Source organism: Streptacidiphilus sp. MAP5-3 (genome assembly GCF_041262505.1).
Lineage (GTDB): Bacteria > Actinomycetota > Actinomycetes > Streptomycetales > Streptomycetaceae > Streptacidiphilus.
In genome coordinates this window covers 45370-67989 of record NZ_JBGCCL010000017.1, presented here as the reverse complement: position 1 = coordinate 67989, position 22620 = coordinate 45370, and the positions used below count along the sequence as shown (strand labels likewise).

Here is a 22620-nt window from a genome sequence, read left to right as displayed (position 1 = left end):
TGGGCGTCAGGCCGTCGCGAGCGACACGTCCGTGGACTTGACCAGTGCCACCACCGAACTGCCCTGCTTCAGGCCGAGATCGGTGACGGCGTCCTTGGTGATCGCGGCGGTCAGCTCGCCGCCCTCGATGGAGACCTTGACCGAGGCCATCGCCGCACCCGCGGCGATGGAGGTGACGGTGCCGGGCAGCTGGTTGCGGATGCTGAGGCCGGAGACCGAACCCGTCGCCAGGGAGACCTCGGTCGCCTTGATCACGGCCTGGACGGCGGTGCCCTCGGCCAGCTTCAGCTCGTCGGCGGCGTCAGTGGTGATCGCGGCGGTGACGACCTGGCCGCCGGTGAGGCGAGCCTTGACCTGGGCCATCGCCGTGCCCTTGGTGACGGACGTGACGGTGCCGGGGATCTGGTTGCGAATGCTCAGGGTGCTGTCGGAGCTCTGGGCCATGACGGAAACCTCGCGTGTTCTCGAAGTGAACGAAGGTGACGACGGTTTCACCGTATCCATTCCGTGATATCCGAATTCCTGCGCCGTTGCAGATGCGAGCCGATTGCCGTTTTTGCTCTGGCATGTCGGTCCGGATTCACACGTCCGGCGCGAATCCGGGCGGCGCGAGCGGCGCACGATCGCTGCGCGAGCGTCCCTCACGTACTACGATCAAGGTCGTTGCTCGGCGTGGCATGCACACGCCTGTGTGACGCGAAGGGGTGGCTGCCGATCGGGCTGGTCGGCTCGTTCAACGGCCCTGTTCGGGCCTCCGTCCACCGGCCGCCGCCCCTTCCTGGACTTACCGCTCCGCTTCCTGGGCCTTACGGCTCCGCCGGAGCCCGATCGCCCAAGTCCACGGCGAGCAGCGGGAGCATCCGGCCCGGGATCGATCCGGACGGGGTCTCGCCGATCCGGACCGCACCGCGCGACAGGTAGAACGGCTCGGCGTGCGGATCCGCGTCGATGGTGAGCCGGGTGAAGCCTGCGGCGCGGGCGACCGCGCAGGCATGGGCGAAGAGCCGGCCGCCGACACCGTGCCCGATCGCGGACGGGTCGACGTACAGCAGGTTGAGCGCGCCCGTCGGGGGCAGGTCACGACTCAGAGCCGCGATCCCCACGGCGTTGCCGGAGCGCTCTGCCACGAAGACCCGATCCGGTGCCAGATCAGCGGGGCGGAGCGTCAGTTCCTCCCGGCAGGCCTCGATGAAGTCCGCGCAGTAACCCCAGTGCGCCTTGGAGCGGAGCACCAGTTCCGTCAACTCCCCGGCCTCCTCCGGCCTGGGAGGCCGAAGCGAGACGGCGCTCAGCACGGCATCGGCTCGACCCAGCGCAGATGGCCGTCGACGACGGCCAGGGTGCGCCGTTCGCCGTCCGGGCCACGGAGGTTGAGCGCCGCGCCGAAGCGGTCCGAGGTGCGGGGCAGCGCGGGATCCGGCGCCTCCTCCAGGGAGAGCCACCACAACGGCCCGTCCGCGCCGAGCGACTCGATCCCGGCGTCGAAGGCGTTCAGATGGTCGGCCGGGACGTGCATCCGGGTGCCGGAGTGGTAGACCACGCGCGGCTCGCCCGCCGGAAGGGACGCGGCCAGCTCCGGCAGGACCACGGCGGCGTCCCCGGCCCGGATCTGTGGCGCGTCGGCGGCGATCAGCTCGGACGCGGCGCTGAACAGGCGGCGCTGGTCGTGGTTCTCCGGCCAGATCAGCGCCTCCAGCCAGCGCCTGTCCTCCGCGTCGCGGATGTCGATCGGGTTGAGGTCGACGCCGAGGACGCTGGCCACCTTCGGCAGCGTGTCCAGGTCCGGCAGCGGGCCGTCGCCGAGCAGCTCGGCGGCGAGCTGGACCGGCGAGTCCGGGTCGCCGAAGTGCTGGGCGCCGACGGTGTAGCCGTAGCGGTCGTAGCCGAGGTTGAGGCCCGCGCTGGTGCCGACCTCGATCAGGTGGACCGGGGTGCCGTCGGTCTCGGGCAGCAGTGTGGCCAGGCCGTAGCGCAGCGCCAGCGAGCGCTGCACCTGGTTGGTCTGTACGAGCCGGGAGCTGATCAGCGAGGTCAGCTCCCACTCGTACGCGGCACAGAACGCCCGCAGCGCGGCGCCGACCGCCTCGCCGGCGGGCACCGGATCGGCGACCCGGGACGGGAAGAAGGCCGCGAGCGGATGGTCGACCCCGGACAGCAGCACGTGGTGCACCGCACCGAAGAAGAGGAACGTCGGGTACTGCCCCGCGCGCCCGCGCGAGGCCAGGTCCAACAGTGCGTCGTCCTCGGCGACGACGCGTGCGAGCGAGCGGTAGAGCGGGGAGGTGGTGAACTCCCTGGCGTCCGCGAAGGCGTTACGGATGGACGCCCGCGGATCGTTCGCGATCTTGTCCGTCATGGGCCGACGGTAGCCCACGGATGCCGGGCACCGCAGGAGGTTTGGGCAACGGTCAGGCGGTGCCCAGGAGGACGCCGGCGGGGCGGCTGAAGGCCGGGCTCACCTGGGCACGGGTGCGGCTGAGCTGCTTGATCCAGCGAGCCCGGGGCCGTGGGCGCTAGGCGTCCCGGCGGAGCAGCAGCAGGGCCAGGTCGTCGCGCTGCGCGGTGGCCGCGGCCCGGGGGCGGACCAGACGGTCCGCCAGGCTCTCCCAGACGGTCTGCGCCGGCGGACGCCCCTCGCCCACCAAGGCGGCGAGCAGACGGTCGACCGACTCGTCGTAGGACTCCTCGCGGTCCTCGATCAGGCCGTCGGTGTAGAGCAGCAGGCCCTCGCCGACGCCCAGTCGGTGCTCGACGAGCGGATACTCGGCCGTCGGGTCGACGCCCAGCGGCGGACCGCCCGGCAGGTCCAACTCCCGCGCCGAGCCGGAGGTTTCGAGTCGAACTGGGAGCGGGTGACCGGCGCGGGCGGCCCACAGTCGCCCGGTCGCCGGTTCCAGCGTTAGGTAGCAGCAGGTGGCGAAGAGGTCGGTGTCCAGGTCCGAGAGGAGCCGGCCGGTGCGCGCCAGCGTCCCGGCGGGGTCGTGGCCCTCGCGGGCGAACGCGCGTAGGGCGATCCGCAGTTGGCCCATCACCGCCGAGGCGCGGGCGCTGTGGCCCTGCACGTCGCCGATGACCAGCCCGACCCGGCCCTCGTCCAGCTCCAGCACCTCGTACCAGTCGCCGCCGACCTCCATCCCGGCCGTGCCGGGCCGGTAGCGCACGGCCACGGTGTGGTGCGGGACCTGCGGGACGCGGCGCGGCAGCATCGCGCGCTGCAGCTCGGTGGCGCGCTGGTGCTCGGCGTCGTAGAGCAGGGCACGGCCGAGCGCGTGCGCGATGATGCCGCTCAGCGCGGTGAACAGGGAGCGTTGCGCCTCGTCGAACCGGCGGGCGCCGGGATAGCCGAAGAGGCAGCTGCCGTGCCGCTGGTCCGAGGAGGCCAGCGGCAACACCGCCCACGTCCGCACGACGGGCCTGCGGCCGGGCGGCGGCGGAGCCGAGATGCCCTCGACGAAGACCGGCTTCTCCTGCACCAGCGCCCGCCGCATGGCGGCTGCCGCCGCCGGACGCAACGGATGCAGCTCCTCGGGGAGCGGCTCGTGCAGTGTGACGGTACCGATCTCGTGCGGGTCGCCGGTCGGCGTCAGCGAGACGAGCAGCGTCTCGGCGCCGAGGGACGGGCGGACCATGTCGGTGAGCACCTGCATCACGTCGTCCGCCGTGGTCGCCCGGGAGAGCGCGCGGGTGATGGTGAGCAGGAAGGCGTCGGTGGTGTCGAAGGTCGGCGCGGCGTCAGGGTCACTGGCCAGGGCCGCGGTCGGCAGTGCCGGATAGCCCCCGTCGGGGCCGTCGGAACTGCGGTCGAGCAGCAGGCCGAGGACGCGTTCCGGCCGTCCGTCGGCGCCGAGCAGTACCTCGCCGCGCTCCTCGATCCGGCGTATCCGGCCGTCGGGGTGCACGATGCGGTAGTGGTTGTGGTAACGGCCGCCTCGTTCCAGCGCCTTGGCGGTGGCCGCCGCCAACCGGGCCGCGTCGGCGGGATGGAGGGCGTCGAAGAAGGCGTCGGCACGCCCGTCGAACTCCTCGGGGGAGACGCCGACCAGCGCGCAGACGAAGTCGTCCCAGTGGACCGCACCGGAGGCGACGTCCCATGCGAACAGCCCCGCGCGGGCGGCGTCGAGCGCCTCGGGAAACGTCACGGTCGGCGGCTTTGACGGGGACTCGGTCGGGGGCTCGGCCGGGGACTTCTTAGGGGACTTGCGGGACTTGAGTGACTCGGGGGTGCTGGGCGAAGACGGCTCCGGCATGGCCGTGCTCGGCGATGGTCCCTCGTCCACGTCCTCGTCCCCGCTCCTCCGCCGGTCCGGCCCGGCGGTCCACGCCGGGAAACCGGGGAGCCGGGGCACCGTCGATTATCAGCACGATTATGACGACTGTGCCCCGGCCCGCAACGCGGCGCGCCGTTCGACCGGGCCGCGTGGGCCCGGTCAGTGTCGGGTCAGACCCGGTCGGCGGCGATCAGCAGGTACTGGAAGCTGCCGTCCTTGTAGGCGTTGAGGAAGCTCTTCTCGATCCCGGTCACCAGGTGCGACTTGGCACGCAGCTCCCAGTAGGGGATGGTCGCCGCGGTCAGGTCGATGACGCTGACCGGGACGAGACGATTGGCGGCCATCTCCTTGAAGTACGTGCTGCGCGGGTGGATGTCGCAGATGTAGTGCGCGTTGATCTCACTGACCGCGCGCGAGGGCAGGCCGTAGGTGTCGTTGTAGCAACCGGTGATGGTCACGTACCGGCCACCGCGCCGGAGTTGCCGCGCGTGCTCGGCGAAGAGCAGGCCCAGCTCGACGTACATGGTGCTCTCGTTGTTCCAACTCGCGTCGAAGGCACCGGACTCGAAGCCGGTGTCCAGCATGTTCCGCAGGTGGAACCGGACCTTGTCGGAGACCCCGCGCAACTGCGCCTGCTCGTTGGCGAAGTCGACCTGGGTACGGGAGATCGACACCCCGTCCACCCGGCAGCCGAACCGGGCGTTGGCCACCATGCTTCCGCCGCCGCGACCGCAGCCCGCGTCCAGCAGGCGGCTGTCCGCCGTGATCGGCCCGAGGCGGTCGGCCAGCAGCTGCGCCTGTGCCGACTCCAGCCGGTGGAGCTCCTGCACGATCCGCTCTTCGCGGGTCGCGTCCGGGCCTTCCAGCACTGACCAGTCGGGCTCACCGATGCCGTAGTGGTGGTGGTAGAAGCCGTCGACCTCGCCGAGGCGCAGGTTGACCGGGTTGCGCTCGGCGTTCCAGTAGTCGGCGACGGAGTCCTGGTAGGGGCTGGTCCGGTCGGCGTAGGACTGGCCGTGCATGGACTGGCCCGGGATGGCGGACTTCTCGCTGAGGATCACTGATCTACTCCGGTTCTCTGATGTTCTCTAGATGCTGTGCCGGATTTTCGGCACGGTGAGACTGCTCGGCCGCGTGCTGCGGCCGAGCGTTGAGGGAGAAGAGCTGAGGCAGGTGGGGTGACGGACCGTCACTTCCGGTCAGGACGCCGCCCCGGCATCGGGCGTGGCCGCCTCGGTGGCGTGCGCGGCGGCCTCGGTGGAGGACGTCCCGTGGTAGCGGGCGCTGGTGGCGTGCCACTCGTGGCTGCCGCCCATCCAAGCCCAGACGCCGGCGAGGAACCGCTTGAGTTCCGGCGAGCCGGCGGCGATCAGCACGGCGCACTCCGCCTCGATGGTGTGCATGATCTCGTCGTGGATGGCGGCCGCGCGGTCGACCGCCTCCTGGAGGGAGCAACCCTCCTCGGCGGCGATCAGGTTGGGCAGGTTGGTGTCGGTGGGGTCCTCCTTGGCCATCGAGTACAGGTCGTTGAGCAGGACGTTGGCCACCCCCGCGTAGAGGTAGGTCCGGCGCACCCGGTGGTCGGCGAACTCGTGGATCGGCAGCTCGTACCCGCCGACGGGGTCGATCAGCACCATGCACGGGAAGAAGGCGTTCTCGTAGCGATGCAGCAGGTACTCCCAGACGGCCGGACGCCGCCCCGAGCTCCGCCACTCGGCCTCCTGGCCGTAGCCGACGAACATGACCGCCAACTCGTGCCGCAGGCGCGCCACCTGGGTCGGGTTGGCGATGGCGGAGAGCCCGGTGAGCGCCGAGCGGAACGCGCGCAGCACCGGCTCCTGCCGCACCACGTCCTCGAACTGCACCCCGTACGCGCCCGGCAGCCGGACCGGGTCGATCACGGCATGGGCCAACGCGATGCGAGGGCCGATGAGTTCGGGACGGGTGTCGTCGCCCTCGTCCACCCAGTGGTCGTCGACCGCCCACTCCGACAGCCCGCAGCGTGCGGCGGCCAGCAGCCGGTCGGGGTCGTCGGTGTCGGGGTGGGCCAGCATGAAGAGCCGGCCGAAGTCGTGCGACCGCAGCCGCTCCAACCGCCCCTGGAACAGGCCCATCTGCTCGGCCCACGCGACGAGTCGGTCGTTGACCAGCTCGCCCAGCGCCCTGTTGTCCCGGCTTGCCTTCGGGCAGTACAGCGGCGGAACGGTCACGTTGCCCATCCGGACCGGCGTGCCCGTACCGGGCGCCACCGCGGGCCCGGGCACGCCGGGCGCGGGAGCTGCGTCCGTTGCGACGGACGCGTCCGGCACGGGCGGGCGGAAGAGTCGGATCGCCGTGGTGCCCGGCCCCTCAGGGCCGGAGAGCAGGCGGCTCAGTACGTCGGCGTCGAGGCGCAGCATGGTTCCCTCGCTTCTGGCTTCCCGTGCCTTCTAGGATCGCGGCGCGGCGACGTCGACGTTCTCCAGGACCCCGATCGCGTCCGGGACCAGCACGGCCACCGAGTAGTAGGCGCTGACCAGGTAGGACAGGATCGCCTTCTCGTCGATGCCCATGAACCGCACGTTCAGGCTCGGGTCGACCTCGTCCGGCAGACCGGTCTGGTGCAGGCCGATCACGCCCTGGTTGTCCTCGCCGACACGCATCGCCAGGATCGAGCTGCTGTGGCCCTCGACCGGGATCTTGCCGCACGGCAGCAGCGGCACGCCGCGCCAGGCGGGGACCTGGTGGCCGCGCCGGGTCACCGTGTCCGGGTAGATGCCGCGCTTGTTGCACTCGCGGAAGAAGGCGGCGATGGCCTTGGGGTGCGCGAGGAAGAACTCGGTGTTGCGGCGCATGCTGAGCAGCTCGTCCAGGTCGTCCGGGGTGGGCGGACCGGACCAGGTGTTGATCCGCTGGTCGTACGCGGTGTTGTGGAGCAGGCCGAAGTCGCGGTTGTTGAGCAGCTCCCACTCCTCCCGCTCGCGGATCTCCTCGATCGTGAGCTTGAGCTGCTGCTCCGTCTGGTTCATCGGGCTGTTGTAGAGGTCGGCGACGCGGCTGTGGATCCGCAGCACGGTCTGCGTGACGCTCAGCTCGTACTCGCGCGGCGCGAGTTCGTAGTCGGCGAAGGTGCCCGGCAGGACCGGCTCGCCCTCGTGCCCGGCACTGAGCTCGATCTGGGCCTCACCGGCCCGGTTGGTGGCCCGCTGCGACTCGGAGACGAACCCGTCGATGTGAGTCGCCAGTTGGGGCGCCCGGTCGAACAGGTCCTGCACCCCGGACCAGGGCAGCACCATGACCGTGCCGGAGGTGGCGGCCTGGGCGGTGTGCAGCCACAGCGGGTCGCTGGTCAGCACCGCCTCGTCGCCGAGGTGGTCTCCGTCGGCCACGGTGCCCAGCACGTTGGTGGTGCCGTACTTGCCGGTGCTCAGCTGGTTGATCCGGCCGTGGGCGACGATGAAGACCTCTTCGATCGGCGTCCCCTCCTCCACCAGGACCTCTCCGGCGCGGAAGTCGCGCGGCCGGAACCGGGAGGCGAGCTCGGCCAGCACCGCGTCGTCCGTGAAGTCCCGCAGCGCGGGGATCTCGCGCAGCGTCTCCGGGATGATCCGGACGTCGTCCGCACCGTTCTGCACGAAGCCGACGCGACCGCGCCCGACCGCCAGGCTCAGTCGGCGGTTCACCCGGTAGGTGCCACCCTTGACGTCGACCCAGGGCAGCGACCGCAGCAGCCACCGGGAGCTGATGCCCTGCATCTGCGGGGTCGACTTGGTGGTGGTGGCGAGATTGCGCGCGGCCTTGGTACTGAGGCTCTGCTGGTCGGGAGCGCTGCCGTTGACGTCGGCCGAGCTCTCCGGGGCCTCGATGGACATGGTGGATTCCTCCTCTGCGGCGCGTGGATGCGCACGGTTTCCAGTAAGCGGGATCGGCCGATGCGGTGGGGCGTGGAACGGGACCGGGCATGTTGAAAGTTGGCGGGCGTTGAACGCGTGGCGGTTCGAATTCCCTGTACGGCACGGGAGTTGGCGTGGAAGGCGGGGCGCCTCAGTACGCCACGGCCGCGCGGGACGAGCGCGACATCAGCGGCTCGCTGCGCGCCAGCACGGTCCGTCCGGCGACGCTGGTGCGGAACGGCCGCAGGCGCCCGCGCAGCGAGCGCAACGCACGGTCGGCGCGCCCGGAGTGGAGCAGCGGGTAGTCGTCGAGGAAGTCGTGCCAGGAGGCACAGGCCTGTTCCAGATTGCCTGCCTCCAGCAGCAGCGTGCCCAGCCGGTCGGTGGTCACGGCGCGGGCGCGGCGCTCGCCCGGGGGTCGCTGCTGCAAGGAACGTCGCAGCGCGCCGATCGCCGCCCGTACGTCGCCCAACGCGGCGAAGACCTGGGCCTGCTGGCTCTCGTGGGCCGCCTCGTGGTAGCCGCCTCCGTCCCCGCTCTCGGTGCTGCCGGCCCGGGAGAGGAGCTCGGAGGAGTGGGCGAGGGTGTCCAGCGCGCGTCGCTGGTCACCCCGTCCGGCTGCGGCAACAGCCAGTTGGCCGAGCACGGCGGCGGCGCGCAGGGCGGGCAGCCGCGGCGCGTGCGCGGCTGCTGCCTCGGCCAGCTCCAACGCCTGCGGCCGGTGGCCGAGATGATGCGCCTGCATGCTCAACGCCCGTAACGCGGCGGCCTGTCCGGGTGCGTCGTCCGCCTCGACGGCGAGTCGTGCGGCGGTGCGGTAGTACGCCTGAGCGGTGCCCTGGTGCTCCACGTCGAAGCACATGAACCCGGCGAGTGAGGCGAGTTGGGACGCGACGACCAGCAGGTCGCGGCGCACCCTGGGGGCGGCCGGGCTCTCCAGCCACTCGGCCACGCTGCAGCGCAGGTAGCCGGTCAGCGCGCTGCGGGAGTGCCCGCCGCCGAACGAGGTGTCGACGGCGGCGAGGGAGCGCAACATCGCCTGAGCCGAGCGGACATGGGCGGCCTCGACCCGACGCGTGGGTGGGGCGTCGGCTGGGTTGTACGGCCTCGTGTGCACCGGGTCCGGCTCGAACTCGCGCTGGTACGGCAGGGCGCGGGACCGGTCGAGCGCGGTGAGCGTCGCCGCCTGGTTGAACGTATCTGCAGGGGCCCGGGCATGGTCCGGTGGCGCCCCCGGAGCGGGGGACCCCGGCGTCGCGAAGCCGGTGTCGGCGAGGGTGACGCGGCGGCGCAGGCCACGGGCGAGCGCTTCGGCGACGAGGGCCGCGACGGCTGTCGGGGGCCTGGTCCCGGCCATCCAGTGGGCGACGGAGGTGCGGTCGTAGCGCAGCTCCACTCCGCTCTCCGCTCCGGCCCGGTTCACCGCCCGGGCCAGTTCGGCGCCGGTCCAGCCGGCCTCCTGGGCGAGTGCTCGCAGACGGACGTTGGGTTCGCGTCGCGCCATGGCCGTGCGGTCCTCCATCGTTCGGTGCCGTCAGACGTTCGGTGCCGTCAGGTCGGCTGTCCGGTGTCCGGCGTCCGGCAATCGGACGCCCCGCTTAGGTCATGGACCGCGCGGCACCCGCCGATGCGCGCTGGCGTCGGCGCACGGTTGCATGGACCGGCGCACTGGCATATGCGCGTGCTGCACATGACAACTAGATTTGTGGAACGTGAGGGTTTATCAGAACGTGTCGACAGACCTGGGCAGATGTGTCGCTCTGAGTCAGAAGCGGAATCTGATCAAGATCGCTTGAAGTGTGCGGAAAATGATCGAGTGTGTTCCTCTTCCGATCACCTGGGGAGGCATGGACGGCATCCGCCCACATGGCCCACCCGGCGCGCGCACAGCCGAAGCGCCGGGGAAGCTGGCCTGGCCGCGTGGACGGTTCGGGCCGTAGGCCGCGTACAAGCGGACGGACACGTGGACGGACACGTGGACGGACAACGTGGACGTACAAGAGGACAACGGGACACCAGGAGGCCGGGATGGCGTATCAGACGTGGTCGACCCCGCCACTGTTGCCCAACACCGAGGCCGTACCGGAGCTGGACCTGCCGGAGCCGGGCGCGCAACGCCGCTGGACCGTGCTGCTGCGCTGGCTGCTGCTGATCCCGCAGTGGATCGTGCTCACGATCCTCGGCATCCTCGGCTTCCTCGCCGTCGTGGTCGGCTGGTTCGCGGCGCTGGTCCTTGGCCGGCTGCCCGAACCGATCCACCGCTATCTGGCCGCGCTGCTCGTCTACCAGACGCGGGTCCAGTCCTACGCGATGCTGCTGGTCGACCGGTATCCGCCGTTCGCCTTCGACGCTCCCGAGTACCCCGTCCAGGTCGAGCTCCGTCCGGCCGGCGCGCTCAACCGACTGGCCGTGCTGTTCCGGCTGATCCTGATGATCCCCGCCGCGATCGTCCAAGGCCTGGTGACCCAGGGCTGGTACGCCGTGGGCTTCTTCCTCTGGCTGATCGCCCTGGTCCTCGGTCGGCTGCCGCGTCCGGTCTTCGAGGCGACCGCCGCGACGGTGCGCTTCTCGCTGCGGTTCCAGGCCTACGCGTCGATGCTCACGCCCGCCTATCCGAAGCGCCTCTTCGGCGACGACTCGCTGGCGACGCCCGATCGCCGCTCGGCGTCCCGGCCGCTGCTGCTCTCCGGGGGCGGAAAGGCGCTGGTCGTCCTCTTCCTGCTGCTGGGCCTGCTCGGCAGCGTCTCGACCTCCTACGAGAACGGCACCAGTAACAGCACGAACAGCGGCGACCTCCCCAGCTCCGCCGTCGGACGCTGACGACCGCTGACGTCCGCTGACGTCCGCGGACCGACCGCCTGCCCGGCCGTCCGGCGCCGTATGGCAAGGTCATGGGCATGAGCCTGCGCCGTTTCACCGACGACCTGTGGTCGGACATCGAGCCGATCTACGCCGAGATCCTGGAGCACTCGTTCCTTCGCGGCCTCACCGACGGAACCCTGCCGCGGACGGCCTTCCGGCACTTCGTCGAGCAGGACTCCCTCTACCTGCGCGACTACGCGCGGGCGCTGGCCCTCTGCGGCGCCCGCGCCCCGGAGATCGAGTCGGTGCAGGCGTTCCTGGGCGACGCCGCCGGTGCGATCGCGGCCGAGCAGGAGATGCTGGCCGGGTTCGGCGCGGAGCTCGGCGAGGAGCCGCTGAGCCAGGAGGTGCTGCCGACCACGCGCGCGTACACCAGCTACCTGCTGGCCGCCGCGTACGGGGGCAGCTACGCCGAGGCCGTGGCGGCGGTGCTGCCCTGCTACTGGATCTACGCCCGGGTCGGTGAGCAGTTGCTCGCCAAGTCGTCCCCGGACCCGCTCTACGCCCGCTGGATCGCCGTCTACGGCGACGAGTCGTTCCAGGAGATCGTCCGCCGGGTGGTCGCCCTCACCGACGAGCTTGCCGAGCAGGTCTCCGCGGCGGAGCGGGAGCGGATGCGCGAGCGCTTCACCGTCGCGTCGCGCTACGAGTGGATGTTCTGGAACGCGGCCTGGATCGGGGAGCGTTGGCCGGTCTGACCGGGCAGGACGCGCCGGCCGTCGTCCCGTCGACGGCAGCGCCCGCCCCAGTGTCCTGGCTGCGCCGGACGGCCGGGCCCCTGGCGCTCGTCGGGGCGCTGGCGGCCGTCGCCGTCACCGTCGCGCTGCTCGGCGGGCAGCGCCTGCTCTCCGGAGCGGATCCGTTCGGTGGGTTGCCCGCACCGGTGGCAGCGGCGGTGTTCGTGGTGCTCTACGCCGCCGCGACGGTCGCGTTCGTGCCGAAGCCGCTGCTCAACCTGGCGGCCGGGGCCTGGTTCGGGCTGACCGAGGGGCTCGGGCTGGCCGTCGTCGCGACCACGCTCGGCGCGCTGGCGTCCTTCGCGCTCGCCCGGCGGGTCGGCCGGGAGGCGCTCCGTCCGTGGCTGCGCGCCCGCGCCTGGCAGGCGCTGGACCGGGAGTTGACCGGCCACGGGTTCCGGTCCGTGCTGACGATGCGTCTGATCCCGGTGCTGCCCTTCGCCGTCGTCAACTGCGCGACGGCGCTGGGTGGAACGCCTACGCGCCCGTTCGCCGCCGCGACGGCCGTGGGCGTGCTGCCGGGAACGGCCGTGCTGGTCCTGGCCGGTGCGACCGCCTCGGCGCCCGGCCCGCTCGGCACCTGGCTCTCGCTGGCGGCCCTGCCCGCGCTCGGCGGCGCAACGCTGCTGCCGCGTCTGCGCCGCGGCTCCCGCCCGCGCGTCGTACTGCGTGTCGTGCTGCGCGGCGGCCCGCGGCTCCGCCGGGGCGTGGACGGTGGTTGACGAAGGCATAGGACCGCTGGTCAACTGTCCGATATGAGGACCGGACAGCGCTTGGTGATCCGGGGCCACATCGACTTCGGTCGAGTGTGGTCCGCGGCGTGTCGGCCCTGACCTCTGATCCCCGCCTCCGCCGCCCCAGGCTGCCCTCCCGCGCCGCCCCATGTCGCCGGCCTTGCGGAAGTGTGCGCACGCAACCCGAGCAGAATCACCGAAGCAGACGACCTCGTCGAAATCTTCGAACGACTTGAGGAGTCCCATGTCCACGGCCCTGGACGACTGGAAGCACTGGATCGACCAGCGCGTCATCACCGCCCGCGCGCCGCACGGCCCGCTCGCGCTCACCGGCACGCACTGGCTGCGCGACCTCGCCCCGGGCGTCCCCGGCGTGCCCGGCCGCTGGGAGCTCGACGCCGAGGGCGGCTGCGTCACCCTCACCGCCGCCCGCCACGACGGTCTCGCGGTTGACGACGAACCGCTCGACTGCACCGTCCGGCTCTGCCCGGACACGGCCGCGAAGCCCTCCCGGATCACCTACGGCGGACGGCGGTTGCTGCTGATCCTGCGCGAGGGTGAGTACGCGGTCCGCGTCTACGACCCGGCCGCTCCGGCGCGTGCGGCGTTCGCCGGGATCGCCGCGCACCCCTACGACGCGGCCTGGGTGCTCCCGGCGCGGTTCACGCCCTATCCGGACACTCAGGTGGTGCAGGTCGACCACGCCGACGGCCGCCCGCGCGGACTGGCCCTGGCCGGGGAGGTCGCCTTCGAGCTGGGCGGCAGCGCGCTCCGCCTCGCTGTCGGCCGGGCGGACACCGGCGCGCTGCACGCGGTCTTCGCCGACGCGGACGAGCAGTCCCACCGCTTCCGCTTCGTCGACCTCCCAGCCCCGGCGGAGGACGGCAGCACGGTCCTCGATCTCAACCGGGCCTACCTCCCGCCCTGTGCCTTCTCGGACCACTTCCTCTGTCCCTTCCCGCCGCCCGGCAACCGGCTCGCGGTGGCCGTCACGGCGGGCGAGAGCCGCGTGCTCCGACACTGAACAGCCGAGGGTGCGCCGCTCAGCGCACCTGCTCCAGCGCCGAGGCGAGCGGCTCCAGCACGGACGGCGTGTAGGGCGTCGGCAGGTAGACGATGCCGAGGTCCGCGCCCGCCTCCGCGAAGGCCGCCGCCTCGGCCGCCGTCGCCGACGGGTCCCCGGCGTAACGGAGTTGGGCCGATACGCGGATCTCGGCCGGATCCCGGCCGAGATCCGCGCAGTGCCCGTGCAGGATGTCGCGGGCCTTGCGGAAGTCGGCGAGCGGACCGGTGTCGAAGTTCCAGTGCTGCGCGAAGCGGGCCGCGGTGCGGAGGGTCCGAGCCGCTCCGCTGCCGCCGATGCAGAGCGGCGGATGGGGTCGCTGCACCGGCTTGGGCTCGCACCGGGCGTCGGCCAGCCGGTAGTGACGGCCGGTGAAGGTCAGCGTCGGTTGCGGCGAGAGCAGGCCGACCAACACCGCACAGGCCTCTTCGAGCCGGTCGCTGCGCTCGCGCGGAGTCCCCAGCTCGATCCCGTACGCGGTCGACTCCTCCGCGCTCCAGCCGGCGCCTATGCCGATCTCCAGCCTCCCACCGGAGATGACGTCGAGCGTGGCGGCCATGTTGGCCAGCACCGCCGGATGCCGGTAGTGGACGCCGGTGACCAGCGTGCCGAACCGCAGCCGCGTCGTCGCCTGCGCCAGCGCGGCCAGGGCGATCCACCCCTCGAACCGGGGGACGGTCGGGTCCGCGCTGTGCGTCGGGTGGAAGTGGTCCGAGGTCCACCCGGACTCGTACAGCGGGATCGTGTCGGCCTCCCGCCAGACGGCGAGCAGGTCGTCCCACGAGGTGCCCTGCGGCGAGGTCTTGAAGGCGAAGCGCATGCGGCGACCGTACCGGCACCCGGTCGCCCCGGACAGGCCGGAGCCGCCGTCGGAAAACCCCTTTGCCGGACGCGACTCGGCGGCGCGACACTGCCGGGATGGACTCCGAAGCCGGGCACATCGAGGTCGGTTACTCCGACGCGGACGACGCCGCCCTCTACGACCTGCTCAACCCCTGGGAGCCGGAGGTCCGTCCGAGCGGCGACGCCTTCTACCACGACCTGGTCATGGCGGCCGACTCCGTCCTCGACGTCGGCTGCGGAACGGGCCTGATGCTGCATCATGCCCGCGCGCAGGGTCACCGTGGGCGCCTCGTCGGCCTGGACCCGCACGTCCCCTCACTCGCGCGGGCCCGCCGCCGGGACGACGTCGAGTGGGTCGAGGGCCGTGCGGCGGACGCCCGCTGGCGGCAGGAGTTCGCCCTGGCGACCATGGTCAGCCACGCGTTCCAGTGCCTGGTCACCGACGAGGAGGTGCGCACCTCGCTCGCCGCGATCCGGGCGTCCCTCCGCGACGACGGAGTATTCGCCTTCGAGACGCGCCATCCGCAGGCCCGCGCGTGGGACGGGTGGACCTCGGAGAGCCCCTCGACCGTTCTCGACGGCGCCGGGCGGACGCTGCTCGTCTCGAACGCAGTGGAGTCGGTGACCGACGGCGTCGTCACCTTGACCGAGACCACGTCCGCCCTCGACGGCACGGTACTCCGGGTCAGCCGGGCCGCCCTGCGCTTCCTGGCGGTCGACGCCCTTGACGCCCTCCTCACCGAAGCGGGCTTCACCGTCACCGTGCGCCACGGCGACTGGGCCGGTGGCCCGTTGGACGATCGCAGCAGGGAGATCGTCACCCTCGCCCGCCGCAACTGACCCCTTCGGACACCGGCCCTTCACCCGCGCCCCAGCAGCCGCGCACCCAGCGGGGTGCAGGCGTGCCGCACGAACTTGCCGTCCCGGGAGGTGGTCACCAGCCCGGCCGCCCGCAGCGTCTTGGCATGGCCGGAGGCGCTGGCCGGGCTGATCCCGAGCTGCTCGGCCAGCCCGCCGGTGGTCTGGGGCCGCGCCAGCAACTGCAGTACCTGCGCCCGCGTCGGACCGAGCAGCGCCGCCAGCGGGTCCGTGGACCCGTCCGGCGGCGGAACCAGTGACAGCGCCCGCAACGCGGGGTAGACGAGCAGCAAGGAGCCGTCCGGCGCCCAGGCCGACAGCGGCGCGCCGCGCCAGAGCAGTGACGGCAGCAGGGTCACTCCCGCCCCGGTGAGCCGGACCTCGCGCTCGCGGGTGCTGGGCAGCCGCAGCACGCTGCCCGACCAACTCGACCCCGGGGCAAGCCCGGAGAGCAGCGCCCGCAGCCCGTCGGTCGCCAGTACCTGGCTGCGCCAGGTCACGTCCGCGGCGAACCCTGCCTGCAGCTGCGGCCACCACGGCCGCAGGAAGTCGCGGTGCGCGGCGGTCAGTGCGGTCTCCAACTCCCGCCAGGCACGCGGCTCACCGCGCGAGAGCGCCACCGCCCGTGCCGGGACGACCGGTTGGTCGCCCAGGACCCGGCGCAGTTCGCGTGCTGCCTCCTCGCGCGGCGTCGCAGCGACGAGGGCGACCGCCTCGGCGGCGTCGGTCAACGGTGGGTCGATGAAGACCGGTCCGAGCCCGGTGTCCGGCCGCAGCAGCTGCAGCAGGGACTGCACCGGCGGAGTGAGCGTGGGCAGCGCAGCGCGTCGCCACCGGGCCAGCACCGGATCGGGACTGCCCGCGCGCAGCAGCGTCAGCGCCAGCCCCGCCTCGACCAGCGGCGCGGGCGCGGCGGCGAGGCGCACCCTGAGCAGGTCCTCCGGCGTGAACCGCACGCGCAGCATGACCCGCCCCCGCCCCCGATCGCGTCCGTCCGGTCGCTCCCAGCCTGCCACGCTTCGGCCGGGCCCGAAATGATCGCACGTCAATTCACCTGCGGAGCAGGCTTGGTGCGCACCTTCCGCAACTGCCCTGACGGAGGCCATGTGTACCGAGAGCAGAGACGAGAGCACAGACCTGCCCGAAGAACCCGCACCGCCGTCGGCCTGCTGCTGAGCGCGGGCGTCGGCCTCGCGTTCGCCCTGCCCGGGACAGCGGCGGCGGACCCGCCCGGTCCGTGGCAGAGCTACCGCAGCGGGCCGTTCACCGACGCGGCGGGCGAGGTCTGCTCGTTCCCGCTCAGCGGCCACTCGGTGGCGGACCAGGAGAAGATCCGGACCTTGGCCGTGGACAGCTCGGGGGAGCCCACGGAGCAGGAGATCACCGGTCAGCTCGTGTTCCGCTACACCGACGACGCCACCGGGGCCTGGACGGACGAGAACCTGACGGGAACGGCGTGGCTCTACCACCACGCCGACGGCAGCCAGACCTGGGTGGTCTCCGGCCACCTCGGCCTGGGCATCCGGGCGGGCAACCCCTACGCGGCTCAGGGCTACTCGATCCTCGACGGCAGCCTGACCGTGCAGATCACGGCCGACCACTACCCGTACGTCACCCGGCACGACGGGTCCACCGAGGACCTGTGCCAGGAGCTCGGCCGATCCTGAGCCCGGCGCCACCACCCGTCCGCGTGTGCCTCCGCGTGCGCCTCCACACCCGCCTGCGTGCCCGTGCCCGTGCCCGTGCCCGCGTCCGTCTCGGAGCGCGCGTCGGACGGGTGCGACCTACCGTGGACTGATGCGACCTGTTCCCTGGTGGGCGCTGGTGTCGGCGGGGATCGCGCCTCTGTTGCTCGTCGGCGGGTGGTTGGTCGCGGCCTCGTTCCAGGGGCCGGGATACGACCCGGTGACCGACACGATCAGTGCGCTGGCAGGCGGAGGCGCGGCGGACTCCTGGCTGATGGCCGGGGCCATCGGCGGGCTGGGCGCATGCCATCTGGTCACGGCGATCGGGCTGCGCGTCGCGGGGGTTGCCGGGCGGGTCGCGCTGGCGGCCGGGGGAGTGGCGTCGATCGTGGTCGCGTTCTCGCCGGTCCCGAGCAGCGGCGGGTCGCTGCGACACAGCGCCGCCACGGTGGTGGGGTACTCGTTCCTCGCCGTATGGCCGGTGCTGGCCGCGTACCGGCCGCACACACCGGCCTGGGGGCTGCGTCCGCTGCTGTCGGCGGCGGTCACGCTCGTGTCGCTGCTCGGGGCGGGCTGGTTCCTGCTGGCCTTGTGGGGGCACGGCGCGGCGGGCGTCGCCGAGCGGGTGGTGACCGGCGTGCAGGCGCTGTGGCCGCTGGTCGTGGTCTTCTCCTGCCTGGAACTCGAACGCGTGCGCCATCGAAGAACGGTCGCCCCCGACCGCGCGTGACGACGCGGGATGCCTGCAGCGGCCGCCTGAGGCACGCTGGAAACATGAGCACCAGCACCCTGGTCACCGTGCACTCCGTCGTCCCCGGCACGCGTCCGTTCCGCCGGGTCGAGATCCAGGGCTACGACGCGGGCCCGGCCTTCCGACAGGAGGACGTGCTGCGCCTCTGCCGCGACCGCGGATTCCACGACGTGAACCTCGACGACCCGAAGACCGTCACCTGGATCGGCGGCGGTCGCGAGACCTGGTCCTGAAGCCCTGAGGACGTGTCCGTGGCGATGGACAAGGCGGTCAGCGACTACATCGACGCGATCCCGGCGGAGCAACGCCCGCTCTTCGACCGGATCCACGGGCTGATCCTCACCGCCTGCCCCGACGCCGACGTCGTCCTCTCCTACGACATGCCGACCTACCAGGTCGGCAAGCGCCGGATCCACGTCGGGGTGTGGCAGCACGGCGTCTCGCTCTACGGCTGGCGCCGCGCGCAGCAGACCGGTTTCGTCGAAGGTCACCCGGAGCTGCTCCACGGCAAGGCGACGCTCCGCCTGCGCCCTGAGGACGCGGCAGGGATGTCCGACGACGAACTGCGCACGTTCCTGGCCGCCGCGCTGGGCGACTGACCGGGGGCGGCTGAGCGTGGGTGACTGAGCGCGGATGACTGTGCCGACACCTTGCCGTAGGAGGCGTTGGCGAGGGCGTTGCCGACGATGTCCCTGACCGCGTTGGCGATGACCACGATGACCACGGCGACGATGCCCTTGGGCAGCCAGGAGACGATCGCGTTGATCATCACGCTGATCGGGTTGTGTCCGAAGACGCCGAAGGCGAGCTGTAGGGCCATCAGCATGATCGCGTAGTACACGATCTTGGCGAGGATGCCGGTCATGGCGTACGAGGAGCCCTGAAGCGGACGTCCGATACCCGCCCGCTCGGCGACCCGCTCCGAGCCGACCCGCCGCAGCAACCGGTCGAGGACCTTGGCGATGAAGCGTGCCACGATCCAGCCGACGATCAGGATCGCCAGGAAGGCGATGAACTTGGGGACAAAGGCTGCGAACTTGGACCAGGCGTTCGAGATACCGCCACCGATGTCCACATTGAGGGCGAGATGGAGCCGGCCGATGCGCGACGCTCCCTCGTGTGACCTACTGGGGTGGTCGCTCTCGGAACGAACGACACGAACGAAGGGAACCAACGGTCATGACCACCACCGATGACGCGGGCCGCTTTCTCGAACTGGACCGGGGCCGCTCGGCCGTCCGCTTCGAACGTGTCTACGCCCGCCCGGTCGCCGCCGTCTGGGCGGCGGTCACCGATCCGACCGAGCTGGCCCAGTGGTTCCCGGCGCCCAAGGTCACCCTCGACCTCGTCCCGGACGCCGAGATCACCTTCGGAGGCGATCCGTCCGCACCGGACCTCGTCACCACCGGCCGGATCCTCGTCGCCGAGCGGCCCCGTCGGCTCCATTTCACCTGGGGCGCCGACGAGTTGCACTTCGATCTCGCGCCGCTCCCGGGCGGCGGCACGCGCTTCGCGCTCACCGACGTCCTCGATGTCCGCGCCGCCGCCGCCCGCAACGCCGCCGGTTGGGAGCTCTGTCTCGCGGCCCTCACCGCCCACCTCGGCGGCGGCGAGCACGCAGGGCCCCACGCCGGTCCCTCCGCCGCCTGGGAGGACCGCTACGCCGCCTACCTCACCGCCGGGTTCCCTTCCGGTGCCCCGATCCCGGGTCGTGACTGAGTGTCGGACCGGTGCATCGGCGTTCGCCGGCAGTTCTGACTTTTCGATTGCGCCGGTGGGGCGAATCGGGTGACCCTGCGGTGCGGCGTCTTCACGGGGCTCCGGGTGCGCAGGAGGCTCGGTGGTGGCCGAGTCCCGCGCTTCCGCCGCGGGGGCCGGGAGGTTGTGATGGAGATTCTGCTCGTTGCGTCCGCCTTCAACAGCCTGACGCAGCGCGTCTTCGCCGCGCTGCGCGACCGGGGACACACGGTCGGGGTGGAACTCGCGAGCGGATCTGCGCTGGTCGCGGCGGTACGGCAACGGTCGCCGGAGCTGATCATCGCACCGATGTTGAAGACGGCCCTGCCCGACGAGGTGTGGACGACCGTCGCCTGTCTGATCGTCCATCCGGGGCCGCTCGGTGACCGCGGACCCTCCTCGCTCGACCGCGCCGTCCAGGACGGTTGCGACACCTGGGGTGTGACGGTCCTTCAGGCCGAGGCGGAGATGGACGCGGGCCCGGTCTGGGCCACCGTCGACTGCCCGCTTCCGCCGCGCGGTAAGAGCGACCTCTACCGCAACGAGATCGCGGACGCCGCGCTGGAGGCGGTCCTCCTCGCTGTCGAACGCTTCACCTCCGGCGCGCACGAGCCAGGTACTGGCGCCTACGAGCTTGGCACCCATGAGCCCAGTGCCCATGAGCCCAGTGCCCACGAGCCCGGTACCTACGAGCCGCTGTCGCAGGAACTCCCCGAGATCCGCCAACGGGTCGTCACCAGGCCTTTCCTGCGCCAGCCCGAGCGGCGCATCGACTGGTCCGCCGACTCCACGGCCGACGTGCTGCGCAAGCTCCGTGCGGCGGACTCGCAGCCGGGCGTGCTGGACGAGCTGCTGGACGGGGAGTGGTTCCTGCACGGCGGGCACGAGGAGGACCGGCTGCGCGGCCGTCCGGGGGAGCTGCTGGCGACCCGCCACGGCGCCGTCTGCCGCGCCACCGTGGACGGCGCGGTGTGGATCCCGCAGCTGCGCCCGCGTCGGACTCCGGGCGCGCAGAGCACCTTCGCGCTGCCCGCGACACTCGCGCTCGGCCCGCAGCTGCCGCGACTGCCCGAGGAGCCGGTGGAGCTGGAGCTCCCCGCCGGTCGCCGGACCTGGACGGACATCCGCTACCGCGAGCACGGCGAGGTCGGCACGCTGTCGTTCTCCTTCGCGGGCGGCGCGATGGGGACGAGCCAGTGCCGACGTCTCCTCGCCGCCTACCGCGAGGCCTGCAGCCGGCCCACCTCCGTGCTGCTGCTGGGCGGGCAGCGGGACTTCTTCAGCAACGGCATCCACCTCAACGTCATCGAGGCTGCGGCCGACCCCGGGTTGGAGTCCTGGGCCAACATCAACGCCATCGACGACCTGGTGGAGGCCGTGCTCACCACCACCGACCGGCTCGTCGTCGCCGCGCTCGGCGGCAACGCCGCAGCGGGCGGGGCGATGCTGGCACTGGCGGCCGACGAGGTCTGGTGCCGCGACGGCGTCGTGCTCAACCCGCACTACCGGCTGATGGGCCTGACCGGCTCGGAGTTCTGGACCCTGTCGCTGCCCCGACGCGTCGGCCCGCAGGCCGCGCACGCGCTGGTCACCCAGGCACTGCCGGTCAGTGCGGAGCGCGCGGCCACGATGGGCCTGGTGGAGCGGGTGATCGCCTGCCCGCCCGAGGAGTTCGGCGCGCACGCCGCCCATCTGGCGGAGCACCTGGCCGGGATGCCCGGCACGCCCGCCCGGATCGCCCGGAAGAAGGCCGCGAGGGAGCGTCAGGAGGCAGAGCGTCCGCTGTGCCTCTTCCGCGACGCGGAGCTGGAGCGCATGCACACCATCTTCTTCGACCCCGAGCAGCCCTACCACGCGCTCCGCCGGGCCTTCGTGCACAAGCACGCCGTCCTCGCCACGCCGGAGCACCTGCGGCCACCGCTTCCCCGGACGCCTCAGGCGCGGCCTCAAGGCCGGTCGGTCGCCCGGTCGGCTGTGCACACGTCACTCTGACAGCCGCGCTTGGGGGGCGACTGCGGCGTGGCGCGCGGTATCCAGTAACCAGGACGCCGTTGTCTGGATCCATTGACGTCCGGGTCCGTTGATTCCTTCCCCCAGGAGGCATCCATGTCGGATGCGAAGTCTTCCACCATGACCGCAGGGGCCACCGCTCTGAGCGCCGAGGACGACGAGGCGCCGATCCATGTTCTCTGGATCAACGCCGGGCTGAGCTGTGACGGCGACTCGGTGGCGCTGACGGCCGCCACTCAGCCGAGCATCGAGGAGATCGCCATGCGCGCGCTCCCCGGTCTACCGAGGATCGCCGTGCACTGGCCGTTGATCGACTTCGAGTGCGGTCCGGTCCAGGGCGCGGACGCGTTCATCGAGTGGTTCTTCAAGGCCGATCGCGGCGAACTCGAGCCGTTCGTACTGGTGATCGAGGGGTCCATCCCCAACGAGTCGATCAAGCCCGAGGGTTACTGGTGCGGCTTCGGCGACGACCCCGTGACCGGTCAGCCCATCACCACCAGCGAGTGGTTGGACCGACTGGCCCCCAAGGCGCTGGCGGTCGTGGCCATCGGTACCTGCGCGACCTACGGCGGCATCCACGCCATGGCGGGCAACCCGACCGGCGCGATGGGCGTGCCGGACTACCTCGGCTGGAACTGGAAGTCCAAGGCCGGGATCCCGATCGTCTGCGTGCCCGGCTGCCCGATCCAACCGGACAACTTCGCGGAGACGCTGACGTACCTGCTCTACCAGGCGGCCGGGTCCGCGCCGATGATCCCGCTGGACGACAAGCTGCGGCCGACCTGGCTGTTCGGCGCGACCGTCCACGAGGGCTGCGACCGCGCCGGCTACTACGAGCAGGGCGAGTTCGCGACCACTTACGACTCGCCCAAGTGCCTGGTGAAGCTCGGCTGCTGGGGTCCGGTCGTCAAGTGCAACGTCCCGAAGCGCGGTTGGATCAACGGCATCGGCGGCTGCCCGAACGTGGGCGGCATCTGCATCGCCTGCACCATGCCCGGCTTCCCGGACAAGTTCATGCCGTTCATGGACGAGCCGCCCGGCGGCAAGGTGTCCAGCACGGCCAGCGAGATCTACGGCGCGGCCATCCGCAGGCTGCGCGCGATCACGGCGCACACGGTGGACCAGGAGCCGAAGTGGCGCCACACCGGCCGCGAGCTCACCACGGGTTATCGCAAGCCCTGGTGACGATCAGTCAGAGAT

23 protein-coding genes are annotated in these 22620 nt (G+C 71.9%); 12 read left to right on the top strand and 11 right to left on the bottom strand.

Annotation, left to right across the window (positions count from 1 at the left end):
• Window positions 1–6 precede the first annotated feature (6 nt).
• The 8 genes from ABH928_RS23795 to ABH928_RS23760 all read right to left on the bottom strand — a co-directional run bounded on the left by ABH928_RS23795 (window position 7) and on the right by ABH928_RS23760 (window position 9644).
• On the bottom strand, window positions 7–444 hold the full coding sequence (locus ABH928_RS23795) for a molybdopterin-binding protein (protein WP_370069771.1): 438 nt from the start codon (window positions 442–444) through the stop codon (window positions 7–9).
• Between the two features lie 362 nt (window positions 445–806).
• On the bottom strand, window positions 807–1244 hold the full coding sequence (locus ABH928_RS23790; RefSeq protein WP_370069769.1) for a GNAT family N-acetyltransferase: 438 nt from the start codon (window positions 1242–1244) through the stop codon (window positions 807–809).
• Between the two features lie 44 nt (window positions 1245–1288).
• On the bottom strand, window positions 1289–2356 hold the full coding sequence (locus tag ABH928_RS23785) for a DUF2332 domain-containing protein (RefSeq protein WP_370069767.1): 1068 nt from the start codon (window positions 2354–2356) through the stop codon (window positions 1289–1291).
• A 157-nt stretch (window positions 2357–2513) separates the two neighbouring features.
• Window positions 2514–4277: a SpoIIE family protein phosphatase gene (locus tag ABH928_RS23780; protein ID WP_370069766.1), complete on the bottom strand. Its 1764-nt coding sequence runs from the start codon at window positions 4275–4277 to the stop codon at window positions 2514–2516.
• A gap of 161 nt (window positions 4278–4438) precedes the next feature.
• The gene (locus ABH928_RS23775; RefSeq protein WP_370069914.1) at window positions 4439–5290 is read right to left on the bottom strand and encodes a geranyl diphosphate 2-C-methyltransferase; all 852 of its coding nucleotides are present in this window, start codon (window positions 5288–5290) and stop codon (window positions 4439–4441) included.
• A gap of 177 nt (window positions 5291–5467) precedes the next feature.
• Window positions 5468–6667 (bottom strand): family 2 encapsulin nanocompartment cargo protein terpene cyclase, encoded by a 1200-nt coding sequence (locus ABH928_RS23770; protein ID WP_370069764.1) that lies wholly within the window; start codon window positions 6665–6667, stop codon window positions 5468–5470.
• 30 nt (window positions 6668–6697) lie between these two features.
• Window positions 6698–8119, bottom strand: a complete 1422-nt coding sequence (locus ABH928_RS23765) for a family 2B encapsulin nanocompartment shell protein (RefSeq protein WP_370069762.1) — start codon at window positions 8117–8119, stop codon at window positions 6698–6700.
• A gap of 172 nt (window positions 8120–8291) precedes the next feature.
• Entirely contained in the window at window positions 8292–9644 is a 1353-nt protein-coding gene (locus ABH928_RS23760; RefSeq protein WP_370069760.1) for a hypothetical protein, read from the bottom strand.
• Window positions 9645–10168: 524 nt separating this feature from the next.
• On the opposite strand from ABH928_RS23760, the gene ABH928_RS23755 reads away from it, so the two are divergent.
• From ABH928_RS23755 to ABH928_RS23740, 4 genes are all read left to right on the top strand, one after another.
• Window positions 10169–10960 carry a DUF4389 domain-containing protein gene (locus ABH928_RS23755; protein WP_370069758.1) on the top strand — a complete coding sequence of 264 codons (792 nt, stop codon included), beginning with the start codon at window positions 10169–10171 and terminating at the stop codon, window positions 10958–10960.
• A 77-nt stretch (window positions 10961–11037) separates the two neighbouring features.
• Window positions 11038–11700: a thiaminase II gene (gene tenA / locus ABH928_RS23750; RefSeq protein WP_370069756.1), complete on the top strand. Its 663-nt coding sequence runs from the start codon at window positions 11038–11040 to the stop codon at window positions 11698–11700.
• The gene (locus tag ABH928_RS23745) at window positions 11688–12461 is read left to right on the top strand and encodes a TVP38/TMEM64 family protein (protein ID WP_370069754.1); all 774 of its coding nucleotides are present in this window, start codon (window positions 11688–11690) and stop codon (window positions 12459–12461) included. The genes tenA and ABH928_RS23745 overlap by 13 nt, the downstream gene beginning before the upstream one ends.
• 256 nt (window positions 12462–12717) lie before the next feature.
• Entirely contained in the window at window positions 12718–13497 is a 780-nt protein-coding gene (locus ABH928_RS23740) for a DUF1684 domain-containing protein (protein ID WP_370069752.1), read from the top strand.
• A 19-nt stretch (window positions 13498–13516) separates the two neighbouring features.
• Here the strand turns inward: ABH928_RS23740 and ABH928_RS23735 are convergent, their stop codons facing one another.
• Window positions 13517–14356 (bottom strand): TIGR03560 family F420-dependent LLM class oxidoreductase, encoded by an 840-nt coding sequence (locus ABH928_RS23735; protein ID WP_370069750.1) that lies wholly within the window; start codon window positions 14354–14356, stop codon window positions 13517–13519.
• Between the two features lie 98 nt (window positions 14357–14454).
• Between ABH928_RS23735 and ABH928_RS23730 the strand changes: the two genes are divergently transcribed.
• Window positions 14455–15219, top strand: coding sequence for a trans-aconitate 2-methyltransferase (locus ABH928_RS23730; protein ID WP_370069748.1), 765 nt, complete (start codon window positions 14455–14457; stop codon window positions 15217–15219).
• A 20-nt stretch (window positions 15220–15239) separates the two neighbouring features.
• On the opposite strand, the gene ABH928_RS23725 is transcribed toward ABH928_RS23730, so the two are convergent.
• Window positions 15240–16202 (bottom strand): ArsR/SmtB family transcription factor, encoded by a 963-nt coding sequence (locus ABH928_RS23725; protein WP_370069746.1) that lies wholly within the window; start codon window positions 16200–16202, stop codon window positions 15240–15242.
• A 141-nt stretch (window positions 16203–16343) separates the two neighbouring features.
• Between ABH928_RS23725 and ABH928_RS23720 the strand changes: the two genes are divergently transcribed.
• The 4 genes from ABH928_RS23720 to ABH928_RS23705 all read left to right on the top strand — a co-directional run bounded on the left by ABH928_RS23720 (window position 16344) and on the right by ABH928_RS23705 (window position 18272).
• Window positions 16344–16904 carry a hypothetical protein gene (locus ABH928_RS23720; protein ID WP_370069744.1) on the top strand — a complete coding sequence of 187 codons (561 nt, stop codon included), beginning with the start codon at window positions 16344–16346 and terminating at the stop codon, window positions 16902–16904.
• A 130-nt stretch (window positions 16905–17034) separates the two neighbouring features.
• Complete coding sequence (locus ABH928_RS23715; protein ID WP_370069742.1) at window positions 17035–17652, top strand: DUF998 domain-containing protein; 618 nt, start codon at window positions 17035–17037, stop codon at window positions 17650–17652.
• 44 nt (window positions 17653–17696) lie between these two features.
• Window positions 17697–17906: a hypothetical protein gene (locus ABH928_RS23710; RefSeq protein ID WP_370069740.1), complete on the top strand. Its 210-nt coding sequence runs from the start codon at window positions 17697–17699 to the stop codon at window positions 17904–17906.
• A gap of 24 nt (window positions 17907–17930) precedes the next feature.
• A complete protein-coding gene (locus tag ABH928_RS23705; RefSeq protein WP_370069912.1) occupies window positions 17931–18272 on the top strand; it encodes a DUF1801 domain-containing protein in 342 nt (113 codons plus the stop codon).
• Here ABH928_RS23705 and ABH928_RS23700 read toward each other — a convergent pair.
• The gene (locus ABH928_RS23700; protein ID WP_370069738.1) at window positions 18161–18748 is read right to left on the bottom strand and encodes a hypothetical protein; all 588 of its coding nucleotides are present in this window, start codon (window positions 18746–18748) and stop codon (window positions 18161–18163) included. The two genes, ABH928_RS23705 and ABH928_RS23700, sit on opposite strands and share 112 nt — an antisense overlap.
• 104 nt (window positions 18749–18852) lie before the next feature.
• Here ABH928_RS23700 and ABH928_RS23695 point away from each other — a divergent pair, with 104 nt between their 5' ends.
• From ABH928_RS23695 to ABH928_RS23685, 3 genes are all read left to right on the top strand, one after another.
• Window positions 18853–19392 (top strand): SRPBCC domain-containing protein, encoded by a 540-nt coding sequence (locus ABH928_RS23695; RefSeq protein WP_370069736.1) that lies wholly within the window; start codon window positions 18853–18855, stop codon window positions 19390–19392.
• A 168-nt stretch (window positions 19393–19560) separates the two neighbouring features.
• Window positions 19561–21402, top strand: a complete 1842-nt coding sequence (locus ABH928_RS23690) for a hydrogenase maturation protein (RefSeq protein WP_370069734.1) — start codon at window positions 19561–19563, stop codon at window positions 21400–21402.
• A gap of 138 nt (window positions 21403–21540) precedes the next feature.
• Complete coding sequence (locus ABH928_RS23685; RefSeq protein WP_370069910.1) at window positions 21541–22605, top strand: hydrogenase expression protein HypE; 1065 nt, start codon at window positions 21541–21543, stop codon at window positions 22603–22605.
• Window positions 22606–22620: the final 15 nt, after the last annotated feature.